The sequence below is a fragment of the Methylibium rhizosphaerae genome (assembly GCF_006386545.1).
Classification (GTDB): domain Bacteria; phylum Pseudomonadota; class Gammaproteobacteria; order Burkholderiales; family Burkholderiaceae_C; genus Pseudorivibacter; species Pseudorivibacter rhizosphaerae.
Window position 1 is genome coordinate 53248 of record NZ_SWAR01000007.1, and the last position, 18826, is coordinate 72073.

The 18826-nt window shown below is 66.0% G+C and carries 16 protein-coding genes and 1 tRNA gene; 6 read left to right on the forward strand and 11 right to left on the reverse strand.

The genetic code is table 11. From position 1 onward, the window contains the following. Positions 1 to 3: 3 nt before the first annotated feature. From E8D38_RS07745 to E8D38_RS07765, 5 genes are all read left to right on the forward strand, one after another. A complete protein-coding gene (locus E8D38_RS07745; RefSeq protein WP_140627571.1) occupies positions 4 to 1005 on the forward strand; it encodes a glycosyltransferase family 2 protein in 1002 nt (333 codons plus the stop codon). Between the two features lie 2 nt (positions 1006 to 1007). Further along, entirely contained in the window at positions 1008 to 1409 is a 402-nt protein-coding gene (locus tag E8D38_RS07750; protein ID WP_140627572.1) for a GtrA family protein, read from the forward strand. A gap of 246 nt (positions 1410 to 1655) precedes the next feature. Beyond that, positions 1656 to 2402, forward strand: coding sequence for a translesion DNA synthesis-associated protein ImuA (gene imuA, locus E8D38_RS07755; RefSeq protein WP_181178979.1), 747 nt, complete (start codon positions 1656 to 1658; stop codon positions 2400 to 2402). Continuing rightward, positions 2362 to 3861, forward strand: a complete 1500-nt coding sequence (locus E8D38_RS07760; RefSeq protein WP_140627576.1) for a Y-family DNA polymerase — start codon at positions 2362 to 2364, stop codon at positions 3859 to 3861. The genes imuA and E8D38_RS07760 overlap by 41 nt, the downstream gene beginning before the upstream one ends. After that, positions 3858 to 7028, forward strand: a complete 3171-nt coding sequence (locus E8D38_RS07765) for an error-prone DNA polymerase (protein ID WP_140627578.1) — start codon at positions 3858 to 3860, stop codon at positions 7026 to 7028. The genes E8D38_RS07760 and E8D38_RS07765 overlap by 4 nt, the downstream gene beginning before the upstream one ends. On the opposite strand, the gene E8D38_RS07770 is transcribed toward E8D38_RS07765, so the two are convergent. From E8D38_RS07770 to thrS, 10 genes are all read right to left on the reverse strand, one after another. After that, positions 7029 to 7541 carry a DUF1269 domain-containing protein gene (locus E8D38_RS07770; protein ID WP_181178980.1) on the reverse strand — a complete coding sequence of 171 codons (513 nt, stop codon included), beginning with the start codon at positions 7539 to 7541 and terminating at the stop codon, positions 7029 to 7031. Between the two features lie 274 nt (positions 7542 to 7815). Continuing rightward, positions 7816 to 7892, reverse strand: a tRNA-Pro gene (locus tag E8D38_RS07775). A 31-nt stretch (positions 7893 to 7923) separates the two neighbouring features. Beyond that, a complete protein-coding gene (locus E8D38_RS07780; RefSeq protein ID WP_140627582.1) occupies positions 7924 to 8403 on the reverse strand; it encodes a MerR family transcriptional regulator in 480 nt (159 codons plus the stop codon). A gap of 34 nt (positions 8404 to 8437) precedes the next feature. Beyond that, complete coding sequence (locus E8D38_RS07785; RefSeq protein ID WP_140627584.1) at positions 8438 to 8779, reverse strand: integration host factor subunit alpha; 342 nt, start codon at positions 8777 to 8779, stop codon at positions 8438 to 8440. A gap of 44 nt (positions 8780 to 8823) precedes the next feature. Continuing rightward, on the reverse strand, positions 8824 to 11241 hold the full coding sequence (gene pheT / locus E8D38_RS07790) for a phenylalanine--tRNA ligase subunit beta (RefSeq protein ID WP_140627586.1): 2418 nt from the start codon (positions 11239 to 11241) through the stop codon (positions 8824 to 8826). A 24-nt stretch (positions 11242 to 11265) separates the two neighbouring features. Then, positions 11266 to 12321, reverse strand: a complete 1056-nt coding sequence (pheS, locus tag E8D38_RS07795) for a phenylalanine--tRNA ligase subunit alpha (RefSeq protein ID WP_140627588.1) — start codon at positions 12319 to 12321, stop codon at positions 11266 to 11268. Positions 12322 to 12471: 150 nt separating this feature from the next. Further along, complete coding sequence (gene rplT, locus E8D38_RS07800; RefSeq protein WP_140627590.1) at positions 12472 to 12828, reverse strand: 50S ribosomal protein L20; 357 nt, start codon at positions 12826 to 12828, stop codon at positions 12472 to 12474. A 35-nt stretch (positions 12829 to 12863) separates the two neighbouring features. Next, positions 12864 to 13067 (reverse strand): 50S ribosomal protein L35, encoded by a 204-nt coding sequence (rpmI, locus tag E8D38_RS07805; protein ID WP_140627592.1) that lies wholly within the window; start codon positions 13065 to 13067, stop codon positions 12864 to 12866. A 119-nt stretch (positions 13068 to 13186) separates the two neighbouring features. Further along, the gene (gene infC, locus E8D38_RS07810) at positions 13187 to 13744 is read right to left on the reverse strand and encodes a translation initiation factor IF-3 (protein WP_140627594.1); all 558 of its coding nucleotides are present in this window, start codon (positions 13742 to 13744) and stop codon (positions 13187 to 13189) included. An 85-nt stretch (positions 13745 to 13829) separates the two neighbouring features. Beyond that, entirely contained in the window at positions 13830 to 15749 is a 1920-nt protein-coding gene (thrS, locus tag E8D38_RS07815; RefSeq protein WP_140627597.1) for a threonine--tRNA ligase, read from the reverse strand. A gap of 222 nt (positions 15750 to 15971) precedes the next feature. On the opposite strand from thrS, the gene E8D38_RS07820 reads away from it, so the two are divergent. After that, positions 15972 to 17168: an LVIVD repeat-containing protein gene (locus tag E8D38_RS07820; RefSeq protein ID WP_140627599.1), complete on the forward strand. Its 1197-nt coding sequence runs from the start codon at positions 15972 to 15974 to the stop codon at positions 17166 to 17168. A gap of 75 nt (positions 17169 to 17243) precedes the next feature. On the opposite strand, the gene aceA is transcribed toward E8D38_RS07820, so the two are convergent. After that, complete coding sequence (gene aceA / locus E8D38_RS07825) at positions 17244 to 18542, reverse strand: isocitrate lyase (RefSeq protein ID WP_140627601.1); 1299 nt, start codon at positions 18540 to 18542, stop codon at positions 17244 to 17246. Positions 18543 to 18826 lie beyond the last annotated feature (284 nt).

Here is an 18826-nt window from a genome sequence, read left to right on the forward strand (position 1 = left end):
GTGATGAACAGCCAGAAGCTGATTTCCGTCGTGGTGCCGGCCTACAACGAAGAGGCCGTGCTCGATGCCTTCCACCAGCGCATGAGCGCGCTGTTCGACACGCTGGCGGCCTACCGCTGCGAAATGATCTTCGTGAACGACGGCAGCCGGGACGGCACGCAGGCCATCATCGATCGCCTGTGCGATGCCGACCCGCGCGTGGCAGGCGTCAACCTGTCGCGCAACTTCGGCAAGGAGATCGCCATGACCGCGGGACTGGACCATGCCCGCGGCGACGCGGTGGTGATCATCGATGCCGACCTGCAGGACCCGCCGGAGCTCATCGTCGACATGGTGCGCGAATGGGAGGCCGGCTACGACGTGGTGTATGCGAAGCGCACCGCGCGCGAAGGCGAAACCTGGCTGAAGAAGGCCACCGCTTCGGCCTTCTACCGCCTGATGAAGCGGGTGAGCCGCGTGGCCATTCCGCAGGACACCGGCGACTTCCGCCTGATGAGCCGGCGCGCCATGGATGCCCTGCTGCAGCTGCGCGAACAGCACCGCTTCATGAAGGGCCTGTTCGCCTGGGTGGGCTATCGCACCAAGGCCATCGAATACCGGCGCGACCCGCGGGCGGCCGGCGAGACGAAGTTCAACTACTGGAAGCTGTGGAACTTCGCGCTCGAGGGCATCACCTCGTTCACCATCGCGCCGCTCAAGCTGGCCACCTACCTGGGGCTGGCCACCGCCGGCCTCGCCTTCGCCTTCGGCACCTGGATCATCGTGAAGACGCTGGTGTTCGGCGAGGTGGTGCAAGGCTTCCCGACGCTCATGGTCACCATCCTCTTCCTCGGCGGCGTGCAGCTGTTCTTCACCGGCGTGCTGGGCGAATACCTCGGGCGCATCTTCAACGAGACCAAGAACCGGCCGCTGTATTTCACCCAGGACGTGCGGCCGTCGCGCGTCGGCGGCGGCGGTCGCGTGCCGACCGTCCGGGCCGCGGCGGACCGCGCGGGCCTGGCCTGACGATGCTGCGCGGCCAGCTGCTGCGCTACTGCCTCGTCGGCGTGGGCAACACGCTGGCGCACTTTGCTGTGCTGGTGGCGCTGGTGGAGGCGGCCCGCATGGCGCCGGCTGTGGCCAACGTGCTGGCCTTCGCGGCGGCCAATGCGCTTTCGTTCGTGATGAACTCGCGCTTCACTTTCGCCAGCCGGCTGGGCTGGGGGCGCTACCTGAAGTTCCTGGCGGTGTCGCTGCTGGGCCTGGCGATCAACTACCTCACCATGCAGCTGGCGCAGGCGCTGGGGCTGCACTACCTCGCGGGTGCGGCGGTGGCCATCGTGCTGGTCATCGGCATCGGCTTCGGGCTGAGCCGGGCGGTGGTGTTCGGCCGCCCGCCGCGGGGCGAAAGTCACGCCGGGCCCGATTGACCGCGCCGCACACTCGGATTGGGTTTCCCTGGGCCCACCGATTGCTGTATAAACATACAGTGATTCATTGACCCTGGCCCACGCCCTTTCGCCCCTTTCGCCCGTTCCTCCATGCACGCCGATGCCTCACCCGGGTTGCCCGGAGGCTTGCCCGTCTCTGCCGCTGCCGCCTCTGCTGCTGCCTCTGCGCCTCGCCGGAGCGGCGGCAGTGCCGAGCCTGTGCTCGCGCGGCTGCAAAGCAGCGGCGTGCTCAGCGAAAGCTGGGGCACCTCGTTGTGGCTGGGCACCCAGCTCGCCCGGCCGGCACTGCCTGCCTCGCCCACGGGCTTTGAATCGCTCGACGCCGAGCTGCCGGGAGGCGGCTGGCCGGTCGCCGGCATGACCGAGCTGATGCTGCGCGAGCCCGGCTGCGGCGAGATCCAGCTGCTGGCACCGGGCCTGCGCGAGCGCACCCGGCAAAAGGCCGGGCCGCCGCGCGAGCTGGTGTGGATCTCCCCGCCCTACCTGCCCTACGCCCCGGCCCTGCAGGCGCTCGGCTTGCCCCTGGCCCATTTCACCTGGCTGCGCCCCCGCACCGAGGCCGACGCCGCCTGGGCGGCCGAGCAGGTGCTGCGCTCGGGCAGTTGTGGCGCCGTGCTGTGGTGGAGCCGCGAGGCTGGCACCGACATGCTGCGCCGCCTGCACCTGGCCGCGCAGGAAGGCAGCACGCCGCTGTTTGCGCTGCGCCCCTGGGCCCGGCAGCAGCAGTCTTCGCCGTCGCCGCTGCGCCTGGCCTGCTGGCTCGAGCAGCGCAGCGAACTTTGCGTCCATGTCTTCAAGCGGCGCGGCCCCACGATGGCCGAGCCGCTGCGGCTGGCTTTGCCCGCGCCCGGCCTGCTCAAGCCGCTGCCGGCAGAAGGCCCGCAGCTGCTGCCAGCCGCCGCCGACCCGTTTCCCTTCAAGGAGCCTGCCGATGTTGTGGCTGGCCTTGCATCTGCCGTGGCTGCCGCTTGAGGCCCTGCCTGCGGCGCCCGAGGCCACCATGGGCCGCTGCGTGATCGAACAGCGCCGCGTGCTGGTGGCCGACGCCCAGGCGCAAGCCCAAGGCGTGGTGCCCGGCATGAGCTCGGCCACGGCGTCTTCCATGGCACCGCAGGTGCGCCAGTTCATGCGCGAGGCCGAACGCGAAGCGACCTTCGTGCAGCAGCTCGCGCTGGCGCTGTCGCGCTACACCCCGCAGGTGGCGATCGAGCCCGATGGCGTGCTGCTGGAAGTGCATGCGTCACTGCGCCTTTTCGGCGGCCTGCGATCGCTGGTGCGCCAGGTGCGCCACACCGCCCGTGCATGGGGTGCCCAGGCGCATCTGGTGATGGCCCCCACGGCCGCAGCGGCTTCCCTGCTGGCCCGCGCGACGACCTTTCCCGCGCGGGCCCTGCGGGCCGAACGCGCCCAGCGCCTGCTCGACCGGCTGCCGCTGCCCGAGGTGCTGGCGGTGCTGGGCCAGGCGCCCCGCCTGGCCGAGCTGCTGCAGGCCATCGGCTGCCGCCGGTTGGGCGAGGTGCGCGCCCTGCCCCGCGCCGGCTTGCAGCGCCGTGGCGGCGGCGGCTTGCAGCTCATGCTCGACAAGGCCTATGGCCAGGCGCCCGATCCACGCCAATGGTTCGAGCCGCCGCCCGAATTTGCCGCCGAGCTGGAGCTGATGCACCGGGCCGACCAGGCCGACATGCTGGTGTTCGCTGCACAACGGCTGCTGCAGCCGCTGTGCGGCTGGCTCTCGCGCCAATGGCTGGCGGCTTCGCGGCTGCGGCTGGAACTGCGCCACGAGCGCGGCCGCCAGGCCGTGCCGGACACGATGCTGCGGCTGGAGCTCGGCGTGGCCTCGCGAGACGAGTCGCAGCTGCTCACCCTGCTGCGCGAACGCCTGCACCGCACCGTGCTGGCCGCTCCGGTGTACCGGCTGCGGCTGGTGCTCGAAGAGGCACACCCCTGCGCCGGCGCCGACGGCCAGTTGCTGCCGGACCCAGGCCAGGCCGCCCAGGACTTCGCGGCCCTGCTCGACCGGCTGCGCGCCCGCCTGGGCACGGAGCAGGTGCAGCACCTGAGCCTGCGCGCCGATCACCGGCCGGAACAGGCCTATGCCGCCACGGCGCACCGGCCGGCCAGCCCGGCCGCCGCCAAGGTCGACCCTTCTCTTGCGCTGGCAGCGCAGCAGCTGGCGCGGCCGCTGTGGCTGCTGCCCACACCGCTGCGACTGGGCCAGCACGGGGAGCGTCCGGTGCACGGCAGCATGGTGCTGAACCTGCTCACCCGTGCCGAGCGCATCGAAGCCGGCTGGTTCGACGGCGACCTGGTCTGCCGCGACTACTACGTGGCCGAAGGCAGCGACCATCGGCTGCGCTGGGTGTACTGCGAGCGGCGCCACCAGGACGCCGAAGAAGAAAACGCCTGGTTCCTGCACGGACTGTTCGCATGAAAGGCGTTTCCTTGGCCGGCCTTCCGGCGTATGCCGAGCTGCATTGCCGCTCCAACTTCAGCTTTCTCACCGGCGCCTCTCACCCCGAAGAACTGGTGCAACGTGCGCTCGAGCTGCGCTATGCGGGGCTGGCCATCACCGACGAATGCTCGGTGGCCGGCGTGGTGCGGGCGCATACCGAGATGAAAGCCTGGCCCAAGGAGGTGCGCGAGCGTTTCCGCTTCATCGTGGGCAGCGAATTCGACGTGCAGGGCGAAGGCTCGACGCCCGGCTGCCGGCTGGTGCTGCTGGCGCAAACGCGCGATGGCTACGGCAACCTCTGCGAGCTGATCACGATGGCCCGGCTGCGGGCCGACAAGGGCAGCTATCGCATCGGGGTGCGCGACTTCGACGCGCCAGAAGACGACTTCGGGCACCTGCGCGGCGTACCCGAGTGCTTTGCGATGCTGGTTCCTCGCCGGGAAGACTCCCTCGAGCAGCTGCAGGCCCAGGCGCGATGGCTGGCCGGCACCTTCGGCGACCGGGCCCGCATCGCGATCGAGCTGCTGATGTGGGCCGACGACGGCCAGCATGCCGAACGCCTGAAGACGCTGTCGGCCGATTCGGGGATTCCGCTGGTGGCCGCCGGCGACGTGCTGATGCACGTGCGCTCGCGCAAGCCGCTGCAGGACGTGCTGACCGCCACGCGGCTGAAACGGCCCGTCGCCGAATGCGGGCTGGCGCTGGCACGCAACGCCGAGCAGCACCTGAGGCCGCTGTTCAAGCTGACCCAGCTCTATCGCGCCGAATGGATGGAAGAAAGCGTGCGCATCGCCGAGCAGTGCAAGTTCTCGCTCGCACAGCTGCGCTACGAATACCCCGACGAGGTCGTGCCGGCCGGCGAAACCGCCACCAGCTACCTGCGCCGACTCACCTGGCAGGGCCTGCACGAACGCTACCCTCAAGGCCCGCCGCCGCAGGTCGAAGCCCAGGTAGAAAAGGAGCTCGCGCTCATCGCCGAGCTTCACTACGAAGCCTTCTTTCTCACCGTCTACGACATCGTCCATTTCGCCCGCTCGGAAAACATCCTGTGCCAGGGCCGCGGCTCCGCAGCCAACTCGGCGGTGTGCTACTGCCTGGGTATCACCGCCGTGGACCCCACCGCCACCACGCTGCTGTTCGAGCGTTTTCTCTCGCGCGAACGCGACGAGCCGCCGGACATCGACGTCGACTTCGAGCACGAACGCCGCGAAGACGTCATCCAGCACGTCTACCGGAAGTACGGCCCTCATCGCACCGCGCTGGCGGCCGCGCTGGCCACCTACCGCACGCGCGGCGCGGTGCGCGACGTCGGCAAGGCGCTCGGCCTGGACCCGCAGGTCATCGACGCGATGGCCAAGTCGTTCCAGTGGTTCGACGACCGCAGCGAAATGGCCCAGCGTTTTGCCGAGATGGGAGTCGACCCGCGTTCGCCGGTCACGCAGCACTGGATGGAGCTCATCGGCACGCTGCACGGCTTTCCACGCCACCTGTCCCAGCACGTCGGCGGGTTCGTCATCGCACGCGAGAAGCTGTCTCGCATGGTGCCCATCGAAACCGCGGCCATGGAAGACCGCCGCGTCATCCAGTGGGACAAGGACGACCTCGAGTCGCTGGGGCTGCTGAAGGTGGACGTGCTCGCGCTGGGCATGCTGACCGTCCTGCGGCGCTCGCTCGACTTCTTCCGCCAGTGGCGCGGCCGCGACTGGGAGCTCTACCAGGTGCCGCAGGGGGACGAGGCCACCTACGACATGATCTGCAGGGCCGACACCGTGGGCGTGTTCCAGATCGAAAGCCGCGCGCAGATGAGCATGCTGCCGCGCCTCAAGCCCCGCGTGTTCTACGACCTGGTGGTCGAGGTGGCGATCGTGCGGCCCGGCCCCATCCAGGGCGGCATGGTGCACCCCTACCTGCGCAGGCGCCAGGGCCTGGAGCCGTCGGCATCACCCAAGGAAGAACTCAACCCGGCACTCAAGCGCACGCTGGGCGTGCCGATCTTCCAGGAACAGGTCATGCAGATCTGCATGATCGCGGCGGGCTTCTCGGCCGGCGAAGCGGATGAATTGCGGCGCGCCATGGCCGCCTGGAAGCGCAAGGGCGGCGTGCACAAGTATGAGAAACGCATCATCGAGGGCATGAAGGCCAAGGGCTACGACGAAGCCTTTGCCGCATCCATCTTCAATCAGATCCTCGGCTTCGGTGACTACGGCTTTCCCGAAAGCCATGCCTACAGCTTCGCGATCCTGGCCTACATCAGCAGCTGGATCAAATGCCACGAGCCGGCGATCTACCTCGCTGCGATGCTGAACTCCCAGCCGATGGGCTTCTACAGCCCGTCGCAACTGGTGCAGGACGCCAAGCGCCATGACGTGGAAGTGCGCCCCGTCGATGTGATGCACAGCGACTACGACTGCACTCTGGAGCCCAGCTCATCCGGCGACCAACCCGCGGTGCGCCTGGGCTTGTGCATGGTCTCGGCCTTGTCGAAGGAAAGCGCCGGACGCCTCATGCAGGCCCGCAACGAGCGCCCCTTCGTCAGCATCGAAGACCTGGCGCTGCGTGCCCGCATCGACACCCGCGAACTGCAGGCGCTTGCTCGCGCCAACGCCTTCGAGAGCCTGCATGGCCACCGCCGCGAGCAAACCTGGACGGCAGCGGGCCAGGAACTGCCCGCCACCCTGCTCATCGAGGCGCCCATCAATGAAGCCGCATTGCCTCTGGCACGTGCGCCCGAAGGGGAAGAGATCCTGCTCGACTACGAATCGACCGGGCTGACGCTGCGCCGCCATCCGCTGGCATTGCTGCGCCCGCGGCTCGCCCGCCACGGCTGGCGCAGCTCCAGCGAGTTGAAGCAGGTGAAGGACGGCCAATCCGCCTGGGCCTGCGGCATCGTCACAATGCGCCAGCAGCCCGAAACGGCCAAGGGCACGATCTTCGTCACGCTCGAGGACGAAACCGGCTCGGTCAACGTGATCGTGTGGAAACACGTGCGGCAGCGAGAGCGCGATGCACTGCTGCGCTCGCGCCTGCTGGCAGTGGCCGGCGAATGGCAGAGCCGCGAAGGCGTGTCGCACCTGATCGCCCGCCGCCTGGTCGACGTGACGCCCTGGCTCGGGCGTCTCGCCACGGCTTCGAGAGACTTCCGGTGATCAGGGGAACGCCGGGATGGCCGGATCCTGCCCACCCCACTGCGCCTCCGGGTGGCGCGCCTGCAGCAGACCGCGGATTTCTTCCACACGCTGCACCGGCACGTCGAGGATCAGCAGCACCCGCCCCTCATCGAGGTCGGTCTCGAACTTCTTGAGCTTGGAGTTGAAGACCGACACACCCACCAGACTCGAAGCCCAGAACCCGAAGAAGCCGCCGCAAACGATCATCATCAGCATCGTGAACGGCCCGACCAGGTCCTTGGTTTCAGGCACCAATGCCAGGATGGCGGCGGTGAGTGCACCCAGCGCTGCACCGGTCAACAGGCCTTGAGTCGCCGCGTGCCGGATGTCGGTCTTCTGAAGGATCGACGCTTCATGCAGTTCGCCGAAGTCGGTACCGCGCTTCGACATGAAGTGCATGTTGCGGTCCTCGACACGCGCCAGCAGCAAGTCGTTTGCGGTGCCCCGGGCGCTGCTGAGGTCCGGGAGCATCCAGTAGAGCCTACGTTTCATACACAGCCTCCTTCATGACGCCAAACAGGCGCAGAAGTCGGCAGAACCGTCGGCGCGGCGCGCACATGGAAGATGACCGATGCGAGTGCCGCAAGGCGGCCGCCGTACCGGCTGCGCTTGCCTCGTCGGCGCAGTCTACGCCGCAAGGTCGTGCAGCCTCAACCCTGGGCAACCCCTTCAATGCGCGGTCGCAACATCAGCGGCAGGTTCAAAAGCACAAAGGGTCAGCCGGCAAACCGGCTGACCCTTTGTGTCTTCTTTTACTTCGAAGAATTGGTCGGGGTGGCGGGATTCGAACTCGCGACCCCTTGCACCCCATGCAAGTGCGCTACCAGGCTGCGCTACACCCCGACGAGCCCAAAAGTATAACCTGATTTCTGCTTCAAACAGTCAGCATCTGACGAATCGACAGCAGTTCCTGACGCATGTGGGCCAGAGCAGCTCTCGCCGACTGCTTCTGCACCTCTTCTGCCACTGCTGCCACTGCCCGCGCCGGCGGTTCGACCGGCTCGGCGGCCTCCCCCTCTTCGACGTCGTGTCCGTTGGGGAGCAACTCATCGGGCGGAGTCGACGCGGTGGCCACGTCGGCCGCCGCATGATGCCCGTGAGCAAGTTCCGAGAGGCGGTTTCGCGCCCCGCTGATCGTGAAGCCCTGTTCGTAGAGCAACTCGCGGATACGCCGGATCAGCAGCACTTCGTGGTGCTGGTAGTAGCGCCGGTTGCCCCGGCGCTTCATCGGCTTGAGTTGCGTGAACTCCTGCTCCCAGTACCGAAGCACATAGGGCTTCACGCCGCACAACTCGCTGACCTCACCGATGGTGAAGTAGCGCTTTGCCGGAATCGCTGGAAGCGCTTTCTCCATTGAAATCAACGAGATTGGTAGGGAAAGCTAGACTTTACTCGAACTCCTCCCCCGGAGGTATGTCACCTTGCACAACTCCCTTGAGCTTGTGGCTGGCGTGAAACGTCACGACGTTGCGCGCCTTGATGGGAATGGCCTCCCCGGTGCGGGGATTGCGTCCCGGCCGAGGGGCTTTGCGACGGATCTGGAAGTTGCCGAAGCCAGACAGCTTGACGTCTTCACCTTTGACCAGGGTCGTGTGGACGATGTCGAAAAACGCTTCGACCATGTCCTTGGACTCGCGCTTGTTCAGCCCGAGGCGTTCGAACAGCAGGTCTGCCAACTCGGCCTTGGTAAGCGTGGGCGTCTCCAGCGTCGGCAGGATGACTCGATCCATGGGTTTGTCCTGTGTGCTCATGAGTCTTCGATCGGGGCCGGCGCTCAACCGCGCAGCCTCGCACCGGTTTCCTGCGCCAGCGCCTGCACCACCGCCTGCTTTGCCGCTTCGATGCGCTCGTCGGTCAGCGTGGCCTCCTCATCGAGCAACTCCAGGCGCACCGCCAGACTGCGCTCCTGCGCACCGATCTCCGGCGTGGGCTGCTTGGGCTTGTAGATGTCGAACAGCCGCGCAGAGCGCAGCAAGCCGCCTGTGGGCGCCGCCAGTACAACCTGCATCAGCCGCTCGTGGCTTACCTGGTCGGACACGACCACCGCGATGTCGCGCGCCACGGCCTGCTGGCGCGGCAGCGGCTTGTAGTTCGGCAGCGGCAGGTCCATCGCCGAGTCGGCGTCCAGCTCGAACACCACCGGGGCCAGCGGCAGTTCGTAGGCTTGCCGCCAGCGCGGGTGCAACTCGCCGACATGGCCGACCACCTTGCCGTCCAGTTCGATCGCCGCACAGCGGCCGGGGTGCATCGCGGGGTGCGTGGCCGCGATAAAGCGCGCCGACCGCGGAGCCAGCAACGCCTCCAGGTCGCCCTTCACATCGTAGAAATCGACGGGCCGCTCTGCGGTACCCCATTGGAGTTCGCCGGCATCGCCATAGGCCAGGCCCGCGAGCTTGATCGGCTGGCGGATGCCGGCCACCGAACGATCTCCATCGACCACGCCCACGTCGCGCCAGAACACGCGTCCGATTTCGAACACACGCACCCGTGAAGCGCGCCTTGCGAGGTTGAAGCGCAACACGTTGACGAGGCTGCCGATCAGGCTGGAGCGCATCACGCTCAGCTGGCTGGCAATCGGATTGAGCAGGCGAATCGGCTGCGGGTTGGCGGCCAGTTCCTGCTCCCAGCGTTCCTCGACGAAGCTGAAGTTGATGGTTTCGAAGTAGTCCTGCGCTGCCAGGGCACGACGCAAGGCGTGGGGACCACGGCGTGCCTCCGAACGCACCCGCGGACGCACGGGCGCGATCGGCGGCGTCGCCGGAAGGCGGTCGTAGCCGATGATGCGCACCACCTCTTCGATCAGGTCTTCCTCGATCTGCAGGTCGAAGCGGTAAGCAGGCGGGGTGACCTCGATGCGCCCCGGCTGTTCGCGGAAGGCAAGACCCAGGCGACGGAACACGTCCGCGCATTGCTCTTGCGTGACCGGCATGCCGATCACCTTGGCGGCGCGGTCCACCCGCAGCGCCACAGGCTGTCGCACCGGCACGTTGACGCGCTGATCGTCCAGCGGTCCGGCCTCGCCGCCGCAGACGTCGATGATCAGTTGCGTGATGCGCTCGACGTGCTCGGCCGTCAGCTCCGGGTCGACACCGCGCTCGAAACGGTGGCCGGCATCCGTCGAGAAGTTGTAGCGGCGCGAGCGCCCGGCCACCGACTCGGGCCACCAGAACGCGGCTTCGACATACACATTGCGCGTATCGTCCGACACCGCAGTGGCTTCGCCGCCCATGATCCCTGCCAGCGACTCGACCTGCTTGTCGTCGGCGATCACGCCGACGGTCTCGTCCACCGTGATCGTGTTGCCGTTGAGCAGCTCGAGCGACTCACCCGCCCGGCCCCAGCGCACGTGCAGGCCGCCGTGGATCTTGTCGAAATCGAAGATGTGCGAAGGCCGGCCGAACTCGAACATCACGTAGTTCGAGATGTCGACCAGCGCGCTGACCGAACGCTGACCACAGCGTGCCAGGCGGTCGACCATCCACTGCGGTGTGGCCGCCTTGGGGTTCACGTCTCGCACCACGCGGCCGGAGAAGCGGCCGCAAAGGTCGTTGGCCTCGATGCGCACCGGCAGCTTCGCGTCGTGCCTGGGCTGCACAGGCGCGAACGCCGGCACCAGCAAAGGCGAACCGGTGAGCGCAGAGACCTCCCGCGCGATGCCATGGACGCTCAACGCATGCGCGAGGTTGGGCGTGAGCTTGAGGGTGAACAGCATGTCGTCGAGCTTCAGGTGCTCGCGAATGCTCTGCCCCACCGGCGCATCGGCGGCCAGTTCGAGCAGGCCGCCGTGATCGTCGGACAGCTTCAGCTCGCGTGCAGAGCACAACATGCCCTGGCTCTCGACGCCGCGCAGCTTGCCGAGCTTGATCTTGAACGGCTTGCCGTCTTCACCGGGCGGCAGCTCCGCACCCACCATGGCGCACGGCACCTTCATGCCGGCACGCACGTTCGGAGCACCGCACACGATGTTCAACAGCGTGCCGGTGCCTGCATCGACCTGGCACACATTCAGCTTGTCGGCATCGGGATGCTTGGCGACGCTTTGAACCAGCGCCACCACGACGTTGCTGAACGGCGGCGCCACCGGGCGCAGCTCTTCCACTTCCAGGCCGGCCATCGTCAGAAGGTCGGCCAGTTGCTGCGTCGAAACGGGCGGGTTGCAGAACTCTCGCAACCACGACTCGGGGAATTGCATGTTCTTTCCTCTTCCCTCTTGTGTTTACTTGAACTGCGACAGGAAGCGCAGATCGCCATCGAAGAACGCGCGCAGGTCGCTCACGCCATAGCGCAGCATCGCCAGCCGGTCGATGCCGGAGCCGAACGCGAAACCGATGTAGCGCTCTGGGTCGAGGCCCATGTTGCGAACCACCTGCGGGTGCACCTGGCCGGACCCCGACACCTCGAGCCAGCGACCCTTCAGCGGCCCGCTGCCGAACATCATGTCGATCTCGGCGCTGGGTTCGGTGAACGGAAAGTAGCTCGGCCGGAAGCGGATCTGCATGTCCTCGGTCTCGAAGAACTGCTGCAGGAAGCTGATGTAGACCGCCTTGAGGTCCTTGAAGCTGATGCCTTCGCCGACCCACAGCCCTTCGACCTGGTGGAACATCGGCGAGTGGGTCGCATCGCTGTCCACCCGGTAGGTGCGACCGGGCGCGATGACTCGGATGTCGGGCATGGGGTGGCCCGCATCCATGTCGGCCTTGTAGCGCCGCGCGTGCTGCAGGGCGTAGCGCACCTGCATCGGGCTGGTGTGGGTGCGCAGGTTCAGCGAGATGCCGTCGGTGCCCTTGGTGTCGACGTAGAAGGTGTCCTGCATGGACCGCGCCGGATGGTTGAGCGGGTTGTTCAGCGCGGTGAAGTTGTACCAGTCGCTCTCGATCTCCGGCCCGTCGGCCACGTCGAAGCCCATCGAGCTGAAGATGGCCTCGATGCGTTCCATGGCACGCGTGATCGGGTGCATCCCGCCCGTGCCGCGATGGCGGCCCGGCAAGGTGACATCCAGCGCCTCAGCCTTGAGCTGCACCTGCAGCTCGGCTTCGGCCAGCGCCTGGCGGCGCGCGTTGAGCGCCGCCTCGACACGCTGCTTGGCCTCGTTGATTGCGGCGCCGCGTGACTTCTTCTCGTCCGGCGTCAAAGCGGCCATGCCCTTGAGCAGTTCGGTCAGGCGCCCGGCCTTCCCGAGGTACTGAGCCTTGGCGTTTTCGAGGTCGGCGGGTGTGCTCGCGGCGGTGAAATCCGCCTGCGCTGCAGCAACCAGGGCGTCGAGATCGTTCATGTGCTCTTTTGCCGTCGCGACACGACGGCTCGTTTCCTTGCGGCGAAAAAAAGGCCCGCACACAGGTGCAGGCCTTCGCGAAGCTCGCCTCGCTGTTCGCGAGGCTCACATTGCCGTGGCTCCTTCAAGAACCCCGGCTCTAGCGGTTTCTCAAGCGAGCTGGGCCTTCACCTTGTTGACGATGCTGCCAAAAGCAGCAGGGTCGTTCACGGCCAGGTCAGCCAGCACCTTGCGGTCGATGTCGATGGCAGCCTTTTTCAGGCCGGCCATGAACTTGCTGTAGGTCAGACCCAGTTCACGGCTCGCCGCGTTGATACGGGCGATCCAGAGCTGGCGGAACACGCGCTTCTTGGCACGGCGGTCACGGTAGGCATATTGGCCAGCCTTCATCACCGCCTGCTTGGCGATGCGATAGACGTTCTTGCGGCGGCCGCGGAAGCCCTTGGCCAGGGCCAGAACCTTCTTGTGACGGGCGCGGGCGGTTACACCACGTTTGACGCGAGGCATGTCTTATTCCTTTACCTAGAAGATGGAACCCGGCTTCAGAGGCCAGCGAAGGGCAGCATCTGAGCCATGTGCCCCATGTTGGTCTCGTGCACCGACACCGCGCCACGCAGGTGGCGCTTGTTCTTGGTGGACTTCTTGGTGAGGATGTGGCGCTTGAACGCCTGACCGCGCTTGACGGTGCCACCCGGGCGAACGCGGAAACGCTTGGCCGCGCTCTTCTTGGTCTTCATCTTGGGCATGACTGCTCCTTCTGATTGGTCCCATGAGGCGCCGCGAACCTCTCGCGGACTTGGGTGCCCTTCGGGACTTGCCGATGCGGCGGCGACCAAACCCCCGCACCGGTGAAACTGCAAGAAACCTATTTCTTCTTCTTCGGGGCCAGCACCATGATCATCTGGCGCCCTTCGAGCTTGGGCATGTTCTCGACCTGGGAGATCTCTGCGAGGTCATCCCGGATCCGCTCCAGCAACCGCATGCCGATGTCCTGGTGCGTGATCTCGCGGCCCCGGAAGCGCAGCGTGATCTTGGCCTTGTCGCCGTCTTCACCCAGGAAGCGCTTCAGGTTGCGCAGCTTGATCTGGTAGTCGCCTTCGTCGGTACCCGGACGGAACTTGACTTCCTTGATGTCGATGACGTGCTGCTTTGCCTTCTGCTCCGCGGCCTTCTTCTGCTCGGCGTACTTGAACTTGCCGTAGTCCATCAGGCGGCACACCGGCGGGTCCGCCGTGGCAGCGATCTCCACGAGATCGACGTCGTGCTCCGCAGACAGTCGCAGGGCTTCCTGGATGCTCACGATGCCGAGCGGCTCGTTGTCCACACCGTTCAAGCGAACTTCGGGAGCGGTGATCTCCCGATTCAGCCGGTGCTTACGTTCAACGTTGGGCTGTCGGCGGTCGGCAAAAGTAGCGATGGTCAGGTTCCTTCCGGGGCTCGCACCCCAAGCTTCAACACACGCGCTCCCGGTTCAACCGGTACGAAGAGCCGGCAAACGGCCGGCTGCATCACACCTTCTGGGCGATGTCACTAGCAATCCTCTGGGAGAAGGCATCTAGGGGCATCACACCGAGGTCCTGGTTGCCTCGGGCGCGCACCGCAACGGCCCCGGACGCTTTCTCCTTGTCGCCGACAACGAGCAGGTACGGGACCTTTTGCAACGAATGCTCGCGGATTTTATAGGTAATTTTCTCGTTGCGCAAATCGAGGTGCGTTCTAAGTCCTTGTTTTTGAAGCGTTTTGGCTACCTCGGCAGCGTAATCAGCCTGGGAATCAGTGATGTTGAGGACCGCCACCTGCACCGGCGCCAGCCAAACCGGCATGGCGCCGGCGTGCTGCTCGATCAGGATGCCGATGAAGCGCTCCAGGCTGCCAACGATCGCCCGATGCAGCATGACCGGGCGCTGGCGGGTGCCGTCTTCCGCCACGTATTCGGCGTCCAGGCGCTCGGGCATCGAAAAATCGACCTGCATCGTCCCGCACTGCCACTGGCGGCCGAGCGCGTCCTTCAGGGTGTATTCGATCTTCGGCCCGTAGAACGCTCCATCGCCCGGGGCGACCACGAAATCGCAGTTGGAGCGCCGCAGGCTTTCCATCAGCGCGGCTTCGGCCTTGTCCCAGCTCGCGTCGGAGCCGATGCGCTGCTCGGGCCGCGTGGCGATCTTGTAGATGATCTCGGTGAAGCCGAAGTCCTTGTAGACGTGCTGCAGCAGCTCCGTGTAGGCCACGCACTCGCCGAGGATGTGGTCTTCAGTGCAGAAGATGTGGCCGTCGTCCTGGGTGAAGCCGCGCACCCGCATGATGCCGTGCAGCCCCCCCGTCGGCTCGTTGCGGTGGCACTGGCCGAATTCGCCATAGCGCAGCGGCAGGTCGCGATAGCTCTTGATGCCCTGCTTGAAGATCAGGATGTGCCCCGGGCAGTTCATCGGCTTGAGCGCGTAGTCCCGCTTCTCGCTCTCCGTCGTGAACATGTTGTCGCGGTACTTGTCCCAGTGGCCGGTCTTTTCCCACAGCGTCTTGTCGAGCAGCTGCGGCCCCTTGACCTCCTGGTAGCCGTTGTCACGGTAGACGGCCCGCATGTACTGCTCCACCTGCTGCCAGACCGTCCAGCCCTTCGGGTGCCAGAACACGACGCCCGGCGCATGGTCGTCGATGTGGAACAGGTCGAGTTCGCGCCCCAGCTTGCGGTGGTCGCGCTTCTCGGCCTCTTCGAGCATGTGCAGGTACTGCTGGAGCTCGTCTTTCGTGGCCCAGGCGGTGCCGTAGATGCGCTGCAGCTGCTCGTTGCGGTGGTCGCCGCGCCAGTAGGCGCCGGCGACCTTCATCAGCTTGAAGTGCTTGAGCTTGCCCGTGCTCGGCACGTGCGGGCCCCGGCACAGGTCTTCGAAGGCGCCCTCCCGGTACAGCGACACGTCTTCATTGGCGGGAATGCTGGCAATGATCTCGGCCTTGTAGTGCTCGCCGATCCCCTTGAAATACGCCACGGCCTCGTCGCGCGGCAGCACACGCCGCTCGACCTTCTCGTCCTTCCGGGCCAGCTCGGCCATCTTCTGCTCGATGGCCTGCAGGTCTTCGGGCGTGAAGGGGCGCTTGTATGAAAAGTCGTAGTAGAAGCCGTTTTCGATCACCGGGCCGATCGTGACTTGCGCCTCGGGAAAGAGCTCCTTCACCGCATAAGCCAGCAGGTGGGCGGTCGAATGGCGAATGACCTCCAGGCCGTCTGCGTCCTTTTCGGTCACGATGGCCAGCGGCGTGTCCTTTTCGATGCGAAAGCTCGTGTCGACCACACGGGCGTCATTGCCCACGCCGACGCGGCCGGCGATCGCCGCCTTGGCAAGGCCGGCGCCAATGGAGGCCGCCACTTCGGCCACGGTCACCGGGCCTGGGTATTCGCGTTTGGACCCGTCGGGAAGCTGAACAGAAATCATCGTTGTCCTCGTCGTGCAGCACGGTGCTGCAGAAACAAAAAAGCGCGGTGGGCGCCGCGCTTTCTTTGGAACGAAGACAAACGAAAGCCGCGGCCGACCGACTAGACCTCAGTAAAGAAGGTGGTCGTAGTTCGCGGTGTCATAACCCGTCGTGCCTTTCTCGCTCTTGTTGAGTGGCGGCGATTGTACGCGCTAGAGTCTCGCGGCACAGCAGGGGTATCCATGCGAAATCGTTCGTTGCGGCGGCTGGCTGCCGCCTTCATCACACTGGCCCTCGCCTCCTGCGGGGGTGGTGGAGGCGACGACGGCGGAGCGACCGCGCCCGACCTGCAGGACTTCGGCGGCACCGTGCTCAGCCGCGTGGCCCGCAGCGGCGTTGCCGGCACCTGGGGCTACACCGCACCCGACGGGTCTCGCTATGCGCTCGTGGGCACGGCCAAGGGCGTCCTGGTGCTCGACCTGCGCGATGGCACCGTGCCGCGGGTCGTCGACGAGGTCGACGGCCCGACCAACACCACCGTACCGGGCATCTACTGGCGCGAAATGCGTGTCCACGGCAGTTATGCCTATGTCGTGTCCGAGCACACGGCGCCTCGCGGCGGCGTGATGATCCTCGACCTTTCCGGGCTGCCGGCCAGCGTGCGCTTCGTGAAGACGTTCACCCCGCAGGACGGGGAACTGGCCGCACACACGCTGGACATCGACACCGCCCGGGGCCTGCTCTACCTGCAGCGCGCAACCAACCACCCGGCGCCTCACGGCTCGACCAAGGGGCGCCTCAACGCGCCGGACAAGCAGCCCCTGCATCCGGTCGGCGGACCCAACGACGGCTCCATCGAAATCTGGGATCTCTCGGCCGACCCCGAAAACCCGACATACGTCACCACGTTCAACCAGCACAGGAGCGTGCACGACATGACGGCCATCGGCGACCGTGTCTACGTGGCCGAAGGCAACGCGAGCAGCTATTCGATCTGGGACGTGCGAGACGCCACGGCACCGGCGCTCGTGACGCGCTGGTCTGCCTCGGGCAACTTTGCCCACAACATCTGGCCCAGCGGCGACGGCAGCTTTGTCGTCACCACCGAGGAATACCCGAACGGCCTGCCGGCGCGCGTGTGGCGACTGAACGGCTCCGCCGCTCCCACGCTGTTGTCACAGTTCCGCGTCGGCCAGGGCACTCCGCACAACGTGGTCATGGAAGGTCGCATGGCCTATCTCAGCCACTACACCGAAGGCGGCGTGGCGGTCGACCTGTCCGACCCGGCCTCGCCGCGCGTGGTCGCGCGCGTGGACACCACGCCGGCCATCGGCCCCAGCCTGTCCGGCTGCTGGGGTGTCTACAAATTCCCGGGGTTGCCGTGGATGACCTGCAGCGACATCAGCCGCGGCTTCCACCTGATCCAGCTCACCTTCTGAACAAAAAGGCCCGGACGCTTGTGGCGTCCGGGCCAGGCCCCCGGGGTCTCGGAGGCTTGCAGCTGTGGGCGGAGATCAGCCGTGCTTCTTGTCGAAGAACTGTTCGTCTTCGGTCGAGCCCTTCAGCGCGGCGGTCGAAGCTTCCTTCTCGATCGTGGTGGTCACGGCATCGAAGTAGCCGGTACCGACCTCACGCTGGTGCTTCACTGCGGTGAAGCCCTTCTCGGCGGCGGCGAACTCGGCCTCCTGCAGTTCGACGAAGGCGCTCATCTGGTTGCGGGCATAGCCGTGGGCCAGGTTGAACATCGAGTAGTTGAGGCTGTGGAAGCCGGCCAGCGTGATGAACTGGAACTTGTAGCCCATGGCACCCAGTTCACGCTGGAACTTGGCGATGGTGGCGTCGTCGAGGTTCTTCTTCCAGTTGAACGACGGCGAGCAGTTGTAGCTCAGCAGCTTGCCGGGGAACTGCTTGTGGATGGCTTCGGCGAACTTCTTGGCATAGGCCAGGTCGGGCTTGCCCGTCTCGCACCAGATCATGTCGGCATACGGCGCATAGGCCAGGCCGCGCGAGACCGCCTGCTCCAGGCCGGGCTTCGTGCGGAAGAAGCCTTCGACGGTGCGCTCGCCAGTGCAATACGGCTTGTCGTTGTCGTCCACGTCGCTGGTGACGAGGTCAGCGGCTTCCGCATCGGTGCGGGCGATCAGCACGGTGGGCGTGCCCATCACGTCGGCCGCCAGGCGGGCGGCCACCAGCTTGGCGACGGCTTCACGGGTGGGGACGAGCACCTTGCCGCCCATGTGACCGCACTTCTTCACCGAAGCGAGCTGGTCTTCGAAGTGGACGCCCGAGGCACCGGCTTCGATCATGGCCTTCATCAGTTCGAAGGCGTTCAGCACGCCGCCGAAACCGGCTTCGGCATCAGCCACGATGGGCGCGAAGAAGTCGACGTCGTTCTTGCCTTCGGACCACTGGATCTGGTCGGCGCGCTGGAAGGTGTTGTTGATGCGCTTGACGACCATCGGGACCGAATTCGCCGGGTACAGCGACTGGTCGGGGTACATCTCGCCGGCCACATTGGCGTCGCCGGCAACCTGCCAGCCGGACAGGTAGATCGCCTTCAGGCCGGCCTTGACCTGTTGCATGGCCTGGTTGCCGGTCAGTGCGCCCAGCGCGTTGACGAAGGGCTCGGTGTTCACCAGGCTCCACAGCTTCTCGGCGCCACGCTTGGCCAGCGTGTGCTCGATCTGCACCGAGCCGCGCAGGCGCACGGCGTCGGCAGCGGTGTAGCCGCGCTTGATGCCTTTCCAGCGGGGGTTCTCGGCCCAGTCCTTCTCGAGGGCGGCGGCTTGTTGTTCGCGAGTGAGGTTGGTCATGGCTTTTCTCCAGTCAGATGAAACGGCGATGAAACTGGGTTCAAGAATAGGCCTGCCCCTTCCGCTTGCAAAGACTTATGTCTTATAGAAGACCAAAAATCTTCGCTTTTAAAATCAATAACTTAGTCATTGCATTTCTGAATGCGAAATCAGCTTTCTCGCAATGAGAAATTTTGCGGCGCCGCATCATGCCGATATTTCACATCGCGGAACGCTCTTTTTCGCATGTGAAAACGTCGCCGAAGCGCTGCGTATCATCATTCGCCCTCCCCTGACACCCCGAG

Coding starts and splice junctions, on each gene's coding strand:
- aceA (WP_140627601.1), bottom strand. CDS start 18,542: ATGACCAACCTCACTCGCGAACAACAAGCCGCCGCCCTCGAGAAGGAC.
- E8D38_RS07770 (WP_181178980.1), bottom strand. CDS start 7,541: ATGAAACGTAGGCTCTACTGGATGCTCCCGGACCTCAGCAGCGCCCGG.
- rpmI (WP_140627592.1), bottom strand. CDS start 13,067: ATGCCCAAGATGAAGACCAAGAAGAGCGCGGCCAAGCGTTTCCGCGTT.
- rplT (WP_140627590.1), bottom strand. CDS start 12,828: ATGCCTCGCGTCAAACGTGGTGTAACCGCCCGCGCCCGTCACAAGAAG.
- pheT (WP_140627586.1), bottom strand. CDS start 11,241: ATGCAATTCCCCGAGTCGTGGTTGCGAGAGTTCTGCAACCCGCCCGTT.
- pheS (WP_140627588.1), bottom strand. CDS start 12,321: ATGAACGATCTCGACGCCCTGGTTGCTGCAGCGCAGGCGGATTTCACC.
- thrS (WP_140627597.1), bottom strand. CDS start 15,749: ATGATTTCTGTTCAGCTTCCCGACGGGTCCAAACGCGAATACCCAGGC.
- E8D38_RS07780 (WP_140627582.1), bottom strand. CDS start 8,403: ATGGAGAAAGCGCTTCCAGCGATTCCGGCAAAGCGCTACTTCACCATC.
- E8D38_RS07785 (WP_140627584.1), bottom strand. CDS start 8,779: ATGGATCGAGTCATCCTGCCGACGCTGGAGACGCCCACGCTTACCAAG.
- E8D38_RS07765 (WP_140627578.1), top strand. CDS start 3,858: ATGAAAGGCGTTTCCTTGGCCGGCCTTCCGGCGTATGCCGAGCTGCAT.
- E8D38_RS07750 (WP_140627572.1), top strand. CDS start 1,008: ATGCTGCGCGGCCAGCTGCTGCGCTACTGCCTCGTCGGCGTGGGCAAC.
- E8D38_RS07760 (WP_140627576.1), top strand. CDS start 2,362: ATGTTGTGGCTGGCCTTGCATCTGCCGTGGCTGCCGCTTGAGGCCCTG.
- E8D38_RS07820 (WP_140627599.1), top strand. CDS start 15,972: ATGCGAAATCGTTCGTTGCGGCGGCTGGCTGCCGCCTTCATCACACTG.
- E8D38_RS07745 (WP_140627571.1), top strand. CDS start 4: ATGAACAGCCAGAAGCTGATTTCCGTCGTGGTGCCGGCCTACAACGAA.